Source organism: Ramlibacter cellulosilyticus, assembly GCF_014297465.1.
Taxonomy (GTDB): Bacteria; Pseudomonadota; Gammaproteobacteria; order Burkholderiales; family Burkholderiaceae_C; genus Ramlibacter; species Ramlibacter cellulosilyticus.
The window spans coordinates 230835-246782 of sequence record NZ_JACORT010000010.1 but is presented as its reverse complement, the minus strand read 5'-3'; the positions used below and the strand labels follow the sequence as shown (position 1 = coordinate 246782).

General features: G+C 70.0%; 8 protein-coding genes and 1 pseudogene. 2 read left to right on the top strand and 7 right to left on the bottom strand.

All coding sequences use genetic code 11. From position 1 onward, the window contains the following. Positions 1 to 108: pseudogene (locus tag H8N03_RS26700) on the top strand (IS30 family transposase); the annotation flags it as partial. 73 nt (positions 109 to 181) lie between these two features. On the opposite strand, the gene H8N03_RS21240 reads toward H8N03_RS26700, so the two are convergent. Continuing rightward, the gene (locus tag H8N03_RS21240; RefSeq protein WP_187078223.1) at positions 182 to 832 is read right to left on the bottom strand and encodes an FMN-dependent NADH-azoreductase; all 651 of its coding nucleotides are present in this window, start codon (positions 830 to 832) and stop codon (positions 182 to 184) included. Between the two features lie 112 nt (positions 833 to 944). Here H8N03_RS21240 and H8N03_RS21235 point away from each other — a divergent pair, with 112 nt between their 5' ends. After that, positions 945 to 1877, top strand: a complete 933-nt coding sequence (locus tag H8N03_RS21235) for a LysR family transcriptional regulator (RefSeq protein ID WP_187078222.1) — start codon at positions 945 to 947, stop codon at positions 1875 to 1877. On the opposite strand, the gene glgA is transcribed toward H8N03_RS21235, so the two are convergent. From glgA to glgB, 6 genes are read right to left on the bottom strand one after another with little or no spacing between them, the layout of a single operon-like run. Continuing rightward, positions 1869 to 3398 carry a glycogen synthase GlgA gene (gene glgA, locus H8N03_RS21230; RefSeq protein WP_187078221.1) on the bottom strand — a complete coding sequence of 510 codons (1530 nt, stop codon included), beginning with the start codon at positions 3396 to 3398 and terminating at the stop codon, positions 1869 to 1871. The genes H8N03_RS21235 and glgA overlap by 9 nt on opposite strands. Further along, positions 3395 to 8464: a malto-oligosyltrehalose synthase gene (locus H8N03_RS21225; RefSeq protein WP_187078220.1), complete on the bottom strand. Its 5070-nt coding sequence runs from the start codon at positions 8462 to 8464 to the stop codon at positions 3395 to 3397. Before H8N03_RS21225 ends, glgA begins: the two co-directional genes overlap by 4 nt. Continuing rightward, complete coding sequence (treZ, locus tag H8N03_RS21220) at positions 8461 to 10266, bottom strand: malto-oligosyltrehalose trehalohydrolase (protein WP_255428323.1); 1806 nt, start codon at positions 10264 to 10266, stop codon at positions 8461 to 8463. The genes H8N03_RS21225 and treZ overlap by 4 nt, the downstream gene beginning before the upstream one ends. Positions 10267 to 10288: 22 nt before the next feature. Continuing rightward, positions 10289 to 12472 (bottom strand): glycogen debranching protein GlgX, encoded by a 2184-nt coding sequence (gene glgX / locus H8N03_RS21215; protein ID WP_187078218.1) that lies wholly within the window; start codon positions 12470 to 12472, stop codon positions 10289 to 10291. Further along, complete coding sequence (gene glgC, locus H8N03_RS21210) at positions 12469 to 13770, bottom strand: glucose-1-phosphate adenylyltransferase (protein WP_187078217.1); 1302 nt, start codon at positions 13768 to 13770, stop codon at positions 12469 to 12471. The genes glgX and glgC overlap by 4 nt, the downstream gene beginning before the upstream one ends. Then, on the bottom strand, positions 13757 to 15706 hold the full coding sequence (glgB, locus tag H8N03_RS21205) for a 1,4-alpha-glucan branching protein GlgB (RefSeq protein WP_187078216.1): 1950 nt from the start codon (positions 15704 to 15706) through the stop codon (positions 13757 to 13759). Before glgB ends, glgC begins: the two co-directional genes overlap by 14 nt. Positions 15707 to 15948: the final 242 nt, after the last annotated feature.

Sequence of the window (15948 nt, the reverse complement as noted above, 5' to 3'; positions counted from 1 at the left end):
GAGCAGCTCGACGAAATCGCAAGGAAGCTAAATACCCGTCCCAGAGAGACTTTGGGATTTGAGAAGCCAGTCGAAAGACTGGCTGCCAGCGTTGCATTGATCCCTTGAGACCGCCCCCCGCCTGCGCGGGGATGACAGTGTGCGTGTGCGTGCGCGTCGCGTCGCGTCGCGTCGCGTCGGGTCAGGCCCGGATCGCGGCCTTCGCCTCGTTCGCGGCTTCGGCCGTGTGCGCCTGGATCTCGGCGTCCGCCGCGGCCAGGGCTTGCGCCTTCGCCGCTTCGCCCATCGCCACCCCTTCGGCACGCACGAAGCGCACGTCGGTGATGCCGAAGAAGCCGAAGATCGCCTTCAGGTAGCTCTCCTGGTGGTCCAGGAAGGCCAGCGCCGGGTTGCCGGCGTAGGCACCGCCCCGGGAGGAGGCGACGATCACCGTCTTGCCGCCGGCCAGGCCCACGGGGCCCTGCTCGGTGTACTTGAAGGTGCGGCCCGCCTGCGCGATGCGATCGATCCAGGCCTTGAGCTGGCTGGGGATCGAGAAGTTGTACATGGGCGCGCCCACCACCACCACGTCCGCGGCCAGGAACTGGTTCAGCAGGCGCTCGGTGAGGGCGTTCTCCCGCTTCTGCGCGTCCGTGAGGCTGTCGGCATCCAGGCCCAGGCGGAAGCCCAGGGAGTCGATGTCGAGGTGGCTCGGCGCGTCGGCAGCCAGGTCGAGGTACTCGACGGTGGTGCCCGCATGGTTCGCCTTCCACTCGGCGACGACGCGGCGGGTGAGCTCGCGGGACACGGACTGGGCGCCCAGCGGGCTGGAATCGATGTGCAGCAGTTTCATTCTCTTCTCCTGTGGGGAGCCCGGTGCGGGCGACAGGACGTATTGTCGGACTGCATCGATCGATTGATAAGCCGCCAATTCCGGGATAGATTGTTCCATCCATAGGACGATCATGCAGGACCTGAACGACATGCTCTTCTTCGCCGAGGTCGTGGACCGCGGCGGTTTCGCGGCGGCCGGCCGGGCGCTGGACCTGCCGAAGTCCAAGCTGTCGCGCCGGGTGGCCGAGCTGGAAGCGCGCCTGGGCGTGCGCCTGCTGCAGCGGACCACGCGGCGGCTGTCGCTCACGCAGGCCGGCGAGGTCTACCACCGGCATTGCGTCGCGATGCGCGAGCAGGCCGAGGCCGCGGAGGAAGCCGTGGCGCAGGTGCACAACGAGCCGCGCGGCACGGTGCGCGTGACGTGCCCCGTGACCCTCGCGCAGACGACGATCGGCCCGCTGCTGCCGCGCTTCCTCGCGGCGCACCCGCAGGTGCGCATCGACATGCAGGTGAGCAACCGCGTGGTGGACCTGGTGCAGGAAGGCGTGGACGTGGCGCTGCGCGTGCGCTCGAGCCTGGACGACAGCGGCACGCTGGTGATCAAGAACCTGGGGCCGACGCACGGCGTGCTGGTCGCCAGCCCGCAATTGCTGCAGCGATTCGGCCAGCCCGAGGGCCCGGACGACCTGCGCAACCTGCCGACGGTGGCGATGTCGGCGGCCGACGGCCGCGCCACGTGGCGCCTGCACGGCCCGCGCGGCGCCCAGCACGAGCTGGCGCACCATCCGGTCTACACCGCGGACGACCTGTTCACCCTGAAGTACGCGGTGCTGCATGGCACCGGCATGTGCGTGCTGCCGGACTACCTGTGCACCGAGGAACTGCGGCGCGGCGACTTGGTGCCTGTGCTCCCCGGGTGGGAGCCGCCGGAATCGAAGGTGCTGGCCGTGTTCCCTTCGCGGCGCGGGATGGTGCCTGCGGTGAGGCGCTTCCTGGACTTCCTGGGTTCCAACATGGTGGGCGAGCGCGTCCTGGACGCCGCGCCGCCCGCCGCATCAGCGTGAGCTGTTGGTGTTGGTGTTGGTGTTGCTGGTGCTGCTGCCCGTGGTGCCGACGGCGGCCGCGCCGCGGGTCTCCATGAGCGCGCGCTCGTAGACCTCCACGTACTGCAGGGCGCTGTCTTCCCAGCCGAAGTGGCGCGCCATGCCGTTGGCCTGGATGCGCCGCCAGCGCTGCGGCTCGCGCCAGAGGCGGGTGGCGCGCGCGATCGCGTCGTCGAGTCCGGCCGGATCGACGCCTCGCATCACGAAGCCGGTACCGTGCTGCGCGTCCTCGCTGGCGTCGGTCACCGAATCGAGCAGGCCGCCGACCGGCCCGACGATGGGCGGCGTGCCGTAGGCCTGGCTGTACATCTGGTTGAGGCCGCAGGGCTCGAAGCGCGAAGGCATCAGGAAGACGTCCGCTCCGGCTTCGATGAGGTGCGCCAGGCTTTCGTCGAAACCGAGTTGCACCGCCACCTGCTTCGGATGCTTCTGCGCCGCGTCCTTCAGCGCCTGCTGCAGTCCGGGCTCGCCCTGGCCCAGCACCACGAACTGCGCGCCCGATGCGACCAGGCGCGGCAGCGCCCCGAGGACCAGGTCGATGCCTTTCTGCGGCGTGAGCCGGCTCACCACGGCGAACACCATCGCCTTGGGATCCGCGGGCAGGCCCATGCGCGCCTGCAGCGCCGCCTTGCACTGCGCCTTGCCCTGCAGGTTGTCGGGCCCGAAGTGGAAGGGCAGCAGTTCGTCGGCGCGGGGGTCCCACAGCTTCGTGTCGATGCCGTTCAGGATCCCGTGCAGCCGCGAAGAGCGCGCGCGCAGGATGCCATCGAAGCCGATGCCGTGCGCCGGGGTCTGGATCTCGCGAGCGTAGGTGGGGCTGACGGTGGTGATCGCGTCCGCGAACTGGATGCCGGCCTTCAGCATGGAGAGCTGGCCCCAGAACTCCACGCCGTCCATGCCGCGCCAGTGGTGCGGCACCCCGAGCAGGTCGGCGCTGCCCATGGGGAACACGCCCTGGAAGGCGAGGTTGTGGATGGTGACGATTCCCGCGGCCGTGGCTTCGTGCGGCAGCACCATGCGCGATTGCGCGAGGTACAGCATGGACAGGCCGCAAGGCCAGTCGTTCGCGTGCACCACGTCCGCCGTCCATCCGCGCAGCGGCGAATGCACGGTGCCGATCTGCGCCGCGACCCAGGACAGCAGCCCGAAGCGCAGCGCGTTGTCGTGGTAGTCGCGCCCGCTCGCATCGACGTAAGGGCCGCCCGGGCGCTGGTAGAGGCTGGGGCAGGCCAGCAGCAGCAGCGTCACGCCGTTGGGGATCTTCACCGGCACGAGCTGCGCGGCCGGCCACGGGCCCCATGGCGGCAGCTCGACGCCGTCGCCGATCTCGCCACTGACCTTCATGCCCTTGTACGCGGGCATCAGGATGTGGACGTCATGGCCGAGGGCGGCCAGGGTCGCGGGCAGCGCGGCGCTGACGTCGCCAAGGCCGCCGGTCTTCACGTAAGGCGCGCACTCCGGCGTCGCGAACAGGATCTTCATGCGGTCTCCGCTTCCGCCACCAGCACCACGAACGGCAAGCCGCCGGCGCCGGCGAAGAGCGCCTCCAGGTCGATCGCGGCGTCGTCATCGTTGCCCAGGACGGTTTCCACGCCCGTGAGCCAGTTGCGCCAGCGGCGGAAACGCCGCACGCCGGCGGCTTCCGGGCCGCAGCCCACCGTGGTGCCCTGCCACAGGCGCGGGCTCCAGTTCGCGTCCTCGCCGCGGCACAGCGTGCAGGTGAGGCGCGCGGTCACGACCAGCACCGCTTCGCGTTCGTGGATGCGCGCGAACGCGACGGCATTTTCTTCCGCCGGACCGTCCACCGACAAGGCGACGTAGTTCGCCTGCCGGAACAGGGCGCTGCGCTCGCGGCGCAGGCGCAGCAGCCGCCAGGTGACCAGCTGCTTGATGCGCCCGTTCGCCGCGTTGCGGTGCAGGGCCGCCCATTCCTGCGCTGCCGGCCACCGTTGCAGGTACAGGGCGTTGACGGCTTCCAGCTCCTGCGCCAGCGCCGCGTAGTCGACGGGGCGGCGGTTGTCGGGGTCCACCAGGCTGAAGTTCCACTGCTCGCAGCCCTGGTAGACGTCCGGCACGCCGGGAGCCGTGAACTTCAGCGCCACCTGCGCGAGGCTGTTGCGGAAGCCGAAGGGCGCGATGCGCGCCGTGATCTTCTGCAGTTCGTCCGCGAAGGGATTGGCGCCGGCGCGCAGCACGCCGTCGACGTAGCGCTCCACCGCTTCCTCGTACTCGTTCTCCGGGCACACCCAGGTGGTGTTCAGCTTCGCCTCGCGCACGGCCTTGCGCATGTAGGCCTGCACGCGCTGGCGCAGGTCCTCGCGCTGCGCCTCGTCCGGCGCCTCGGCGGGCCACATGCCCACGAGCGTCTGGAACAGGATCCACACGTCGTTGTTGCTCGGCCAGGTCTGGTCCGGCGTCTTCGTCACGTACAGGTGCGCCCAGCCCGAGAGGCGCAGCAGGCAGTCCTCCCACTGCGCGGGAATCTCGGAGAGCACGTCGATGCGCGCGCGCAGGTCCTCGCCGCGCTTGCTGTCGTGGGTGGAGGTGCCGAGCAGGCAATGCGGGCGGTGCCGCTGCCGCTGCTGGTTGGCGAAGTGGAAGGCCGCGACGGACACGCCGAAGCTGCGCGGGTCGCCGCCGACCTCGTTGAGCGAGAGCAGGGGCACGTAGCGGTAGAAGGCGGTGTCCTCCATCGCCTTGGCCGTCACGGGCGCCGTGAATTGCTGCCAGCGCGCGAGGAAGCGCCGCCGCATGTCCTGCGGCAGGTTCGCCGCCTCGCCTTCACCGAGCAGGACCTCCTTCAGGTGCTGCAGCACGGTCGCTTCTGACTTGCCCAGGCGCCGCTCCGCCGCGGCGATCGCCCAGTCGATGTGGCGGCGGTCCATGGCGCCTGCCGCTTCGTCGGTGCGCAGGTAGGTGCGGTACACGGGGAAGGCGGCGGCGACTTCGGCCATCGCCCAGCGCAGGCGGTTGCGCGTGAAGTCGCAGCGGCGCCGGTTGCCGCGCGTGAGGCGGTGCAGCGTGTGCGCGAGCCAGTTCAGCTCCGAGTACAGCGAGGTCTCGATGATCAGCTTCTTGCACTGGTACAGCACTTCGTCGAAGCTGGTCGTCTCGCCCGTGAAGGCCTGGTACGCGGCGAGGATGGCATTCTCGTTGCGCGGCTCGACGAAGAGGCCGTTGACGAGCGTGCCGAAACGGTAACCCGTGTCGCCGTGCACCGGCCAGTCCTCGGGCAGCGATTCGTGCTCGGCGAGGATCTTCTCCACCACGAGGTAGAGGGCCCGCGGCTGGTGGCCGCCGACTTCCGCCAGGCCTGCGTAGCGGGACTGCAGCTGCTCGAAGTAGGCCAGCGGATCGCTGAGGCCGTCCGGGTGGTCGATGCGCAGGCCCGAGAGCAGGCCGTCCTGCAGCCAGTGCAGCACCTTGCGGTGGGTCGCCTCGAAGACCTCGGTGCGTTCCATGCGCAGGCCGGCGAGCGTGTTCACGTCGAAGAAGCGCCGGTAGTTCACGTCGTCGCTCGCCACGCGCCAGTCGGCGAGGCGGTAGGCCTGCGACGCGATCAGGCGCTCCAGCGCATCGAAGCTGTCCGGCTCGCCCGCCTGCCCGTTGAGGCGCTGCACGCAGGCCTCGATCCAGCGCGCCAGCCACTCGTGGTGCGAGGCGAGGCGCGCGAGTTGCCGCTTGTACACGGCGGCGTCGCGCACGCGGGCACGGCGCTGGTCTTCGTCGGGATCGTCGCGCGAAGGCAGGCGCCCGAAGGCGTCCAGCAGCGAGGCGACCACGGCGTGGCTGTCGCCTTCGCTGTCGTCGCGCGCAGGCGGCGCGGGCAGGGCGGACAGGATCTCCGGATAGCTGCTCGGGTCGATGGGGAAGCGGTGGTCCCAGTAGCGCAGGCCGAACTCGCCCGCCTCGGCCTCGAAGTACAGCTGGATCTCGCCCGCTTCGAGCACCTTGCCGAAATGATCGCCCAGCACCGGCAGCAGCACGCGGCCGGCCATCTCCGGCTGCGCCGGGTTCCACTCGATGTCGAAGGTCTCGGCATGGCTCGAAGCGCGCCCGTGTTCCAGCACGTCGAGCCACCAGGCGTTGTCCGCCTCCAGCACGCCCATGTGGTTCGGGACGATGTCGAGGATCTGCCCCATGCCGTTGCGGCGCAGCGCCTGGCACATGCGTGCATGCGCGAGCTCGTCGCCCACCTCGGGGTTGAGCTGGCCGTGGTCGATGATGTCGTAGCCGTGCGTGCTGCCGGGCCGCGCGCGCAGGTAGGGCGAGCTGTACAGGTGGCTGGCGCCCAGCGCCTGGAGGTAGGGCAGCGCCTGCGCGGCGTCCTCGAAGGTGAAGCCCTTGTGGAACTGCACGCGGTAGGTGCCGCACGGCACGCTGGCCGTCTCGAGCGCGGGGAGTTCGAGCGGCGCGGTCTCCAGCGGCGACGGGCCGCTGCGCTCCGCGCGCAGCACCGCCGCCAGCGAGGCCCAGCGCGCGTCGCTCGCCAGGCCTTCGACGGTCACCGACAGCTTGCGCCGCCAGTTGGGGAAGCGGTCCTCGGTGGTGCCGGGCACGTTCACCTGCAGCAGCTGTCCGGTGACGTCTTCCAGCTGCACGCCGACGAGCCAGCACGGCGTGCGCGCGAGGAAGGCGTACACCGCGTCGACGAACGCCGGCGTCGCGTCGGGCAGCGAGGTCGGCTGCACGCTGCTGCCCTCGGGCAGCAGGTCCTCGCGCTGCAGGGCGAGCAGCAGGCGCGCGCGGTCCTGCGCGCGGCTGAGGACCTGGTTCTCGTGTGCGGCGGCGTCGGGGTAGAGGTGCAGCTTCTCCGACAGCTCGATGTCCTCGCCCAGCCAGAAGCCGCGCAGCGTCGGCAGGTCGTGCGTGCTGACCACGGCGAGCGCCTTGGGCTGCCAGTGCGCCGGCCGCTTGAAGCCGCCGTCCTCCTCGCGCTCGAACAGCAGCGGGCGGTAGGACAGCAGGTTGCCGGCCTGCATCGCCTCGCGCATGCGCGGCGCCACGTTGCCGAGGTCCTCGCCGATCACCATGCACTGGTGGCGCTGGCTTTCGAGCGCGAGCACCGCCATCAGGTCCTCGAGCGGGTATTCGACGTAGGTGCCGCCGTCCGGACCGGTCCAGAACAGGCGCATCAGCGCCATCACGTGGTCCAGGCGCAAGGCGCCGCTGTGGCGCATGTTGGCGCGCAGCGTGTCGATGAAGGGCTGGTAGCGGGCTTCCTTCAGCCGCTGCGGGCTCCAGGGCGGCAGGCCCCAGTCCTGCCCCTTGGGAGCGAGCGGGTCGGGGGGCGCGCCCGCATGCATGCCGAGGGCGAACAGCTCGTGCTCCATCCAGGTCTCGGCGCCGCCGCCGTTGACCCCCACCGCGAGGTCGCAGTACAGGCCGATGCCCATGCCGCGCGTGCGCGCATAGCGCTGGCAGGACTCCAGCTGCACCTCGGCCAGCCATTGCAGCCAGAAGCGGAAGCGCACGTCGGAGACGTGCTGCTGCTGGAAGGCGCGCACGGCGGGGCCGTCCACGTCACGGTATTCCTCGGGCCACGCGGGCCAGCCCCAGACGGCCGGGTCCTGCGCGTACAGGTGGTCCTGCAATGCCTCGAACAGCGCGTGCCGGCCGATCGAGTGCTCGCGCTCGCGCATGTAGGCCAGGAAGTGCGCGCCGCGCGAGCGGTCCTTGTCCAGTTCGTGGCGTTCGAAGTGGCGCCAGAGGATGCGGAGCACTTCCTCCTTGGCCCGCGCCACGCCCTCGTAGTCGACCATCTCCGCTTCGCGCAGCGCGTGCAGCTTCTCCTGGAAAGGCTCGGACTGCACCTTCTGCTGCGCTTCCTCGCAGCCGCTGAGGTCCACGAGCGCCTGCACGTCGAGGTAGATCGGGTTCAGCGCCTTGCGGCTGGACGGGCTGTACGGGCTCGCCGTCGCCGGGTTGTGCGGGAACAGGGCGTGCAAGGGGCTGAGCCCTATGAAGGACGCCCCCTGGTGGGCGGCGGCATCGCACAGGCGGCGCAGGTCGCCGAAATCGCCGACGCCCCAGTTGCGCGAGGAGCGCAGCGCATACAGCTGGATGGTGCAGCCCCACCAGCGCTCGCCCTGCTGCAGGCCGGGCGCGACGTAGCAGTGCGCCGGAGCGACGACCAGGCGGCAGTGCTCGCCGGCCGGCGCCCCCTCGAGCGCGATGCGGTAATAGCCGGCGGCCAGGCCAGCGGGCAGGGCGATGCGCGCTTCCTGGTAGCTGCGCTGCAGTTCGCCGGAGGCGACGCTGGTGCCGGCGTCGTCGGTGCTCAAGGTCCAGCGTGCCGGCGTGCTTTCGTGGCTCGTCCAGCGCAGGTCGCGTGCCTCGCCTTCGCGCACGACGTGCACGGGCGGCAGCCCGAGGTGCTGCGCCACAGGCTCGCGGCCGTCGCCGGCCATCGCGGCGATGGCCTGCTGCAGCACCGTTTCGGGGACGGTTTCCTCCTTGCCCCAGAAGCCGTGGTAGCGGTCCGCGACGCCGAGGGCCCGCGCCCGCTCCGCCAGCGAGATCGCAGGGTGGTCCGCCGGGGAGTTCATAGCGTGATCTCCTCGCCCAGCGTCCAGCGCGCGCTGTAGGGCGGCCAGGTGCCGCGGGGCGCACCGGCCGGGACGCGGTGGCTGAAGACGGCTTCCGCTTCCACGGGCCCGAGGTGCTGCGGCTCGACCTGCAGCGGCTCCTCGCCGAGGTTCAGTTCGAGGCAGAGCATCTTTCCGTCCTCGTAGCGCCACTGGACGGAGAGGCCGCGCTCGCCCACGCGCTGCGCGCTGTGGCGGCCGGTGAGCAGCTGCGCCTGGCGCGGCGTGATCCACTTGCGGCGCGCGGCGAGTGCGGCCTTCACGTCGGCGAGCCATGCGGCGTGGTCGTGCTCCTTGGCGCGAGCCGGGTCGGGGCGGCTGCGGGCGAAAGTCTGCTCGCTGCAAGGATCGGGCAGGTCGTGCGCGTCCCCGTGGCCGAACTCGCGCTTGCGGCCTGCGCGCACGGCCTCGCGCAACTCGCCTTCCCAGTCCGCGAAGTAGAGGAAGGGCTCGGGCGCGCCCCATTCCTCGCCGAAAAACAGCATCGGAATGGCGGGCGTCAGCAGCGCGAGCAGCGTGGGCAGGCGCCGGGCTTCGGCGGGAACGAGCTCGCTCAGGCGCTCGCCGCGCGCACGGTTGCCCACCTGGTCGTGGTTGTGCGCGAAGTTCACGAGCGCGGAGAGCGGTTGCGCCGGCGCGGCCTCGATCACCTGCCGCGCGCCGCCTTCCTTGCGCTTGGCGCCTTCGAAGATCATCCCGTGCGTGAGGCAGCGGGCCAGCAGGTCCATGGTGGACGCGCCGTAGTCGTGGTAGTAGCGCTGCGTCTCGCCCGTCATGGCCACGTGCACGACGTGGTGGAAGTCGTCGTTCCACTGGCCGTCGTAGTAGCCGTGCATGGGGGAGGGGGCGAGGTGGCGGTAACCGTTGTCCTCGTTCTCCAGCACCAGGTGCACGTGGCGGCCGTGCGCGGCGGTGCGCACGCGCTCCGACAGTTCCTGCAGCACGTGCACGGGGCTGTCGTCGCTGATCGCGTGCACCGCGTCGAGGCGCAGCCCGTCGAAGCGGTACTCCTGGATCCAGTACACGGCGTTGTGGATGAAGAACTCGCGCACGGGACCGCTGCCCGGACCGTCGAAGTTGATCGCGGCACCCCAGGGGCTGTTCTTCGTCTGCGAGAAGAAGGGCGGCGCATACGCGTGCAGGTAGTTGCCGTCGGGACCGAAGTGGTTGTAGACCACGTCGAGGAAGACCATCAGGCCCAGGCGGTGCGCCCGCTGCACGAGGCGCTTCAGGTCGTCCGGCGTGCCGTAGGCGTGGTGCGGCGCGTAGGGCAGCACGCCGTCGTAGCCCCAGCCGAAGCGCCCGGCGAAATTGGCCACCGGCATGAGTTCCACGGCGGTGACGCCGGTGTCCACCAGTCCCTGCAGGCGCTCCGCGGCGGCCGCGAAGGTGCCTTCGGGCGTGAAGGTGCCCACGTGCAGTTCGTACAGCACCGTCTCCGGCCAGGGCCTGCCGCTCCACGCGGGATCCCACTCGAACTGGCGCGGGTCCACCACCGCGCTGGGACCGTGCGGGCCTGCGGGGTTGTGCCGCGAAGCCGGATCGGGGACGAGCAGGTTCCCGTCGATCTTCCACCGGTACAAGGTGCCGGCGGCCGCGTGCGGCACCATGCATTCCCACATCCCTTGCGCGTCGGCCTCGGCGGGATGCAGCTCGGGCGAGCCGCCTGGCGTCTCGATGGCGAGCTCCACCTGGCGGGCGCCGGGTGCCCAGAGGCGGAAGTCCACGCCCCCGCCGTCTCGCAGGCGGGCGCCGAACGGCATGTCATGCTGGCAGCGCAACTGATTACTCCTCGGGGGCCTGCGTCAGCAGGGCCATCGAATGCGAAAGCAACTGGAGCTTCGCGGGCGGCGCGTAGGTGCGCGCCTGCGACTCCTCGAAATGGCCTTCCGGCGTGTAGATGCGCAAGGCCCACTCGCCGGTGTGGCCCGCGACCACGGGCAGCGTGAAGGTGGCCGCCTCGCTCGTTGCGTTGAACACGAGCAGCACGGAACGGTTCACGCCTTCGTCCGCGTGGGTCGGCGCGAAGCGCGCGTCCAGCACCGCCGCGACGCAGCGCACCGCGGGGTTCGTCCATTCCTCGGAGGTCATCTCCAGGCCCCAGACGCTGTACCAGACGATGTCGCGCCGGCTGTCCTCGTCGGGGCGGCCCGTGAGCCAGGCGTTGTGGCGCAGCACGGGCAGTTCGCGGCGCAGCCGCAGCAGCGCCTGCGTGAAAGGCAGCAGGGGGTCGTTGCGGCGCGCGTCCGACCAGTCGAACCAGCTGACCTCGTTGTCCTGGCAGTAGGCGTTGTTGTTGCCGCCCTGCGTGCGGCCCATCTCGTCGCCGCCCAGCAGCAGCGGCACGCCGCGCGAGCAGAACAGGGTGGTGAGGAAGTTGCGCTTCTGCCGCTCGCGGAAGGCGAGGATCTGCGGGTCCTCGGTCGGCCCTTCCACGCCGCAGTTCCAGCTGCGGTTGTGGCTCTCGCCGTCGCGGTTGTCTTCCGCGTTGGCCTCGTTGTGCTTGTCGTTGTAGCTCACGAGGTCCTGCAGCGTGAACCCGTCGTGGACCGTCACCAGGTTGACGCTCGCGCGCGGGCTGCGCCGCGAGTGGCCGTAGATGTCCGCGGAGCCGCACAGCGCCGCGGCGAAGTCGCCGAGGCTGCCCTCGATGCCGCGCCAGTAGTCGCGCACGCGGTCGCGGTACTGGCCGTTCCACTCGCTCCAGCCCTGGGGGAAGCCGCCTACCTGGTAGCCGTGGTCGCCGAGGTCCCAGGGCTCGGCGATCATCTTGACGCGCTTGAGCACCGGGTCCTGCGCGACGGCCGAAAGAAAGGGGCTACGGTGGTCGAAGCCGCCGTTGCTGTTGCGCGCGATCGCCGGCGCCAGGTCGAAGCGGAAGCCGTCCACGTGCATCTCCTCCACCCAGTAGCGCAGGCTGTCCATGATCAGGCGCAGCATGGCCGGGTGGCTGGCGTTGAGCGTGTTGCCGGTGCCCGTGAAGTCGAGGTAGTGGCGGTGGTCTTCGGTCAGGCGGTAGTAGCTGCGGTTGTCGATGCCCTTGAAGGACAGCGTCGGCCCCAGGTGGTTGCCCTCGCAGCTGTGGTTGTAGACCACGTCGAGGATCACCTCGAGGCCATTGGCGTGCAGGGCCTTCACCATGCGACGGAACTCGTTGTAGTCGCCGTCGGAGAGGTAGCGCGGGTCCGGCGCGAAGAAGCCGATGGTGTTGTAGCCCCAGTAGTTGGCCAGGCCCAGGTCGATGAGGCGGCGCTCGTCGTTGAAGGCCTGCACGGGCAGCAGTTCCACCGCGGTGACGCCCAGCTTCTTCAGGTGGGCGATGGCGGCGTCGCTCCCGAGCCCGGCGAAGGTGCCGCGCTGCGCCTCGGGCACGTCCGGCATCCGCTTCGTGAAGCCGCGCACGTGCACCTCGTAGAGGACGCTGTCCTCCATCGGGATGCCCGGGTGCGTGTCGTCGCCCCAGTCGAAATGCGGGTCCACGACGACGCACTTGGCCGCCTGCGCGCCGTTGTCGTGCGTGTCCATGTGCAGGTCCCGCCGGTCGTGGCCCAGCGGATACGCGTACTGCCAGGCCGCGCCGCGCAGCGGGCGGTCCAGCGCGCGGGCATAGGGGTCGAGCAGCAGCTTGTGCGGGTTGCAGCGCCAGCCGTGGTGCGGGTCGTACGGGCCGTGCACGCGCAGGCCGTAGCGCGTGCCGGCGCCCAGGCCGGGCACGAAGCCGTGCCACACGTCGTCGCTGCGCGCCGGCAGGGCGATGCGGCGCTCCTCGTGCTCGCCGGTGGCGTCGTAGATGCAGACCTCCACCTTCTCGGCGGAGCTGGCATGCACGGCGAAGTTGACGCCGTCCGGATGCAGGGTCGCGCCGAGGGGCCAGGGCCGGCCGGGAGGGCAGGCGCCGGGAGTCCCGGCAGGGGCCGGATGAAAGCTGACGCGGTGCGCGCGGGACTTGTCGACGGCTTGCGCCGTCATGCAAGCACCTCCATCCGTGGCGCGGCCTCGCCCAGGCAGGACTCCTCGTTCATCGGCGCGAGGAAGGGCGAGGTGGCGTTCTTGCGCGCCGGGAAGGAGCCCGCGGGCACCACGACGATGCCCGAAGGCGTGACGTGGAAGCGCTTGCGGTCCTGCTCCAGGTCGTAGCCGATGCGCACGTCCGGCGGGATGTCGTTGTCCTGGTCGATGATGCAGCGGCGCACCTGCGCGCCGCGGCCGATGCGCGAGCGCTCCATGATGATGCAGTGCTCCAGGTGCGCGCCGCGCTCCACCAGCACGGAGCGGCGCAGCATCGCATGGTCCAGCGTGGCACCGTCGACGATGCTGCCGGAGCCGACCACGGAGCGATTGATCACGCCGTTCTCGATCTGCGCCGATTCCGCCTGGTCCGGGCTGGCGTAGATGGGCCAGTGCCGGTTGGTCATGCGGAACCTGGGCTGCGCGCCGAGCGTGTCGAAGTGGGCCTGGAAGTACGCGTCGATGGTGCCGACGTCGCGCCAGTAGGCGTGTTCCTCGTAAGGCTCGGTGCCGGGAATGGTGTTGGTGGCGAAGTCGTAGGCCACCAGCTTGTGGGTCTTCACCATCGACGGCAGGATGTGCTTGCCGAAGTCGGTCTCGCCGCTCTCGTGCATGCGCTTGAGCTGCTGCAGCAGCACGTCGGCGTTGAAGATGTAGTTGCCCATGGAGGCCAGCGCCTGGTTGCGGCTGCCGGGCATCGGCTTGGCGGAACGCGGCTTCTCCTTGAAGTCCACGATGCGGTGCTCGTCGTCGATGTCGACGATGCCGAACTGGTCGCACTCGCGCAGGTCCACGGGAATGGTCGCCACGCTCGCGTGCGCATTGCTCTTCACGTGGAAGTCGATCATCTGCCGCACGTCCATGCGGTAGATGTGGTCCGCGCCGAACACCGCCACGATGTCGGGCTGCATGCTCTCGATCAGGTGGATGTTCTGGTAGACGGCGTCGGCCGTGCCCTGGAACCACGCGGGACCGTGCCGCATCTGCGGCGGCACCACCGTGATGAAGTGCTGCGGGATGAAGCGCGCCATGGTCCACGACTGCCGCACGTGCTCGATCAGCGACTGCGACTTGTACTGCACGAGCAGGTAGGTCGCGTAGATCTCCGAGTTCACCAGGTTCGACAGGACGAAGTCCACGATGCGGTGCTTGCCGTTGAACGGCACCGCCGGCTTGCAGCGGTTGGCCGTCAGCGGGTGCAGGCGCGAGCCTTCACCGCCGGCCATGACGAAGGCCAGGACGTTTCTATTCGCGGGCATGGGGAACTCCCTGAGGTGCAATCGTTGAAGTAGTAGGTGTGGTGGACAGGATCACGGTACCCAGGGGCGGCACCGTGACCAGGGCGCTCGCCGGCCACCCGCCCACGCCGTGGGAGGTGGCCTGCACGGCCCCGAGATTGCCGACGCCGCTGCCACCGTAATACGCGGCGTCGCTGTTCAGGAGTTCATGCCAGGTCCCGGCTTCCGGCATCGCGATGCGCAGGCCGGTGCGGGGCTCGGGGGTCATGTTGACGATGGCGACCACCGGCGCGTCGCCCGGTGCGCCGCGGCGCACGTAGGCGAGGAGCGTGGGCTCGTGCCGCTCGGCCGGCAGCCAGCCGAAGCCCTCGGGCTGGAAATCGTTGGCGTGCAGCGCCGGCAGGCGGCGGTACAGCGCGTTCAGGTCCGCCACCCAGCGCGCGAGGCCGGCGTGGTAGGGCCGCGCCCACAGGTGCCAGTCGAGCGTGCGCTCGTGGTGCCACTCTTCCTGCTGACCGAACTCGCCGCCCATGAACAGCAGCTTCTTGCCGGGGTGCGTCCACATGTAGCCATACAGGTTGCGCAGGCCCGCGAAGCGCTGCCAGTCGTCGCCCGGCTGGCGATCGAGCAGGCTGCCCTTGCCGTAGACGACCTCGTCGTGCGAGAGCGGCAGGATGAAGTTCTCGTGGAAGGCGTAGACGGCGGAGAAGCGGATGTCCTCGCCGTGCCAGTGCCGGTAGAAGTGCGGCCGCGAGTAGTAGCGCAGCGTGTCGTTCATCCAGCCCATGTTCCACTTCATGCCGAAGCCCAGGCCGCCCCAGTCGACGGGCCGCGAGACGGCGGGCCAGGCGGTGGACTCCTCGGCGATCATGTGCACGTCCGGGAACGCGGCGTACACGGAGGTGTTGAGGTCCTGCAGGAAAGCCACCGCGTCGTGGTTCTGGTTGCCGCCCTGCGCGTTGGGGATCCACTCGCCGTGGCGGCGCGCGTAGTCCAGGTACAGCATCGACGCCACCGCGTCCACGCGCAGGCCGTCGAAGTGGTACTTCTCCAGCCAGAAGATCGCGTTGCTGATCAGGAAGTCGCGGACTTCGTAGCGGCCGTAGTTGAAGATCAGGCTGTTCCACTCGGGGTGGAAGCCGCGGCGCGGGTCGTCGTGCTCGTACAGCGCCGTGCCGTCGAAGCGGGCGAGGGCATGCGGGTCGGCCGGAAAGTGCGAAGGCACCCAGTCGAGGAAGACGCCGATGCCCTGCTGGTGCAGCGTGTCGACGAAGACCATCAGGTCCTGCGGCGTGCCGTAGCGCGAGGTCGGCGCGAAGTAGCCGGTGATCTGGTAGCCCCAGGAGCCGTAGAAGGGATGCTCCGCGATCGGCATCAGCTCCACGTGCGTGAAGCCCATGTTGTGGCAGTGCGTGGCCAGGCGCAGCGCGAGGTCGCGGTAGTTGAGGAAGCGGCCGTCCTCCTCGCGCTGCCAGGACCCGAGGTGCACCTCGTAGATGGAGATCGCGGTCTTCTGGCCCTGGCGCTGCCAGCGGGTGTGCATCCACTCGCCGTCGCCCCATTCGTGCGACAGGTCCCAGATCTGCGAGGCCGTGCCCGGCGCGAGCTCCATGCGGAAGGCATAGGGATCGGCCTTGTCCATCCAGTGGCCGGCGGCGTCCTGGATGCGGTACTTGTAGCACTGGCCCGCGCGCGCACCCTCGACGAAGCCGGCCCAGCGGCCGCTGCCGTCATCGAGGCGGTAGAGGGGTTCGCAATGCCAGTTGTTGAAGGCGCCGATCACGCCCACCGCGCGCGCGTTCGGCGCCCACACGGTGAACCAGGTGCCGCGCTCCGTCGGGTGCGCACCCATGACCTCGAACTGGCGGTGGTGGTGGCTCGCGCGGCGCTCGGTGCGCACGTCCGTCCGCGAGGCGACCGGAGAATTCCTCTCCTCTTCGGGCAATTTGGGCTTCATGGCCTTCGTCGTTGTGACGGGCCATTCTGTTGGCGCTGCCCGGCGCGGCGTGAAGGATGCGCCGATCAAGCGGCGTAGGTGGGAACCTACACGTTCACAGGCCACGGGCGGTCACGCCACCGTCCGGACTGCACTGACGAAGGGATGCGCGGGGGCCGACGACGAGCTGTCTCATGCAGGGCTCCTCGAATGGACGAGCCGCCGATCCTGTGCCGATCAAGACGGCAGATCTTGACGCTCGT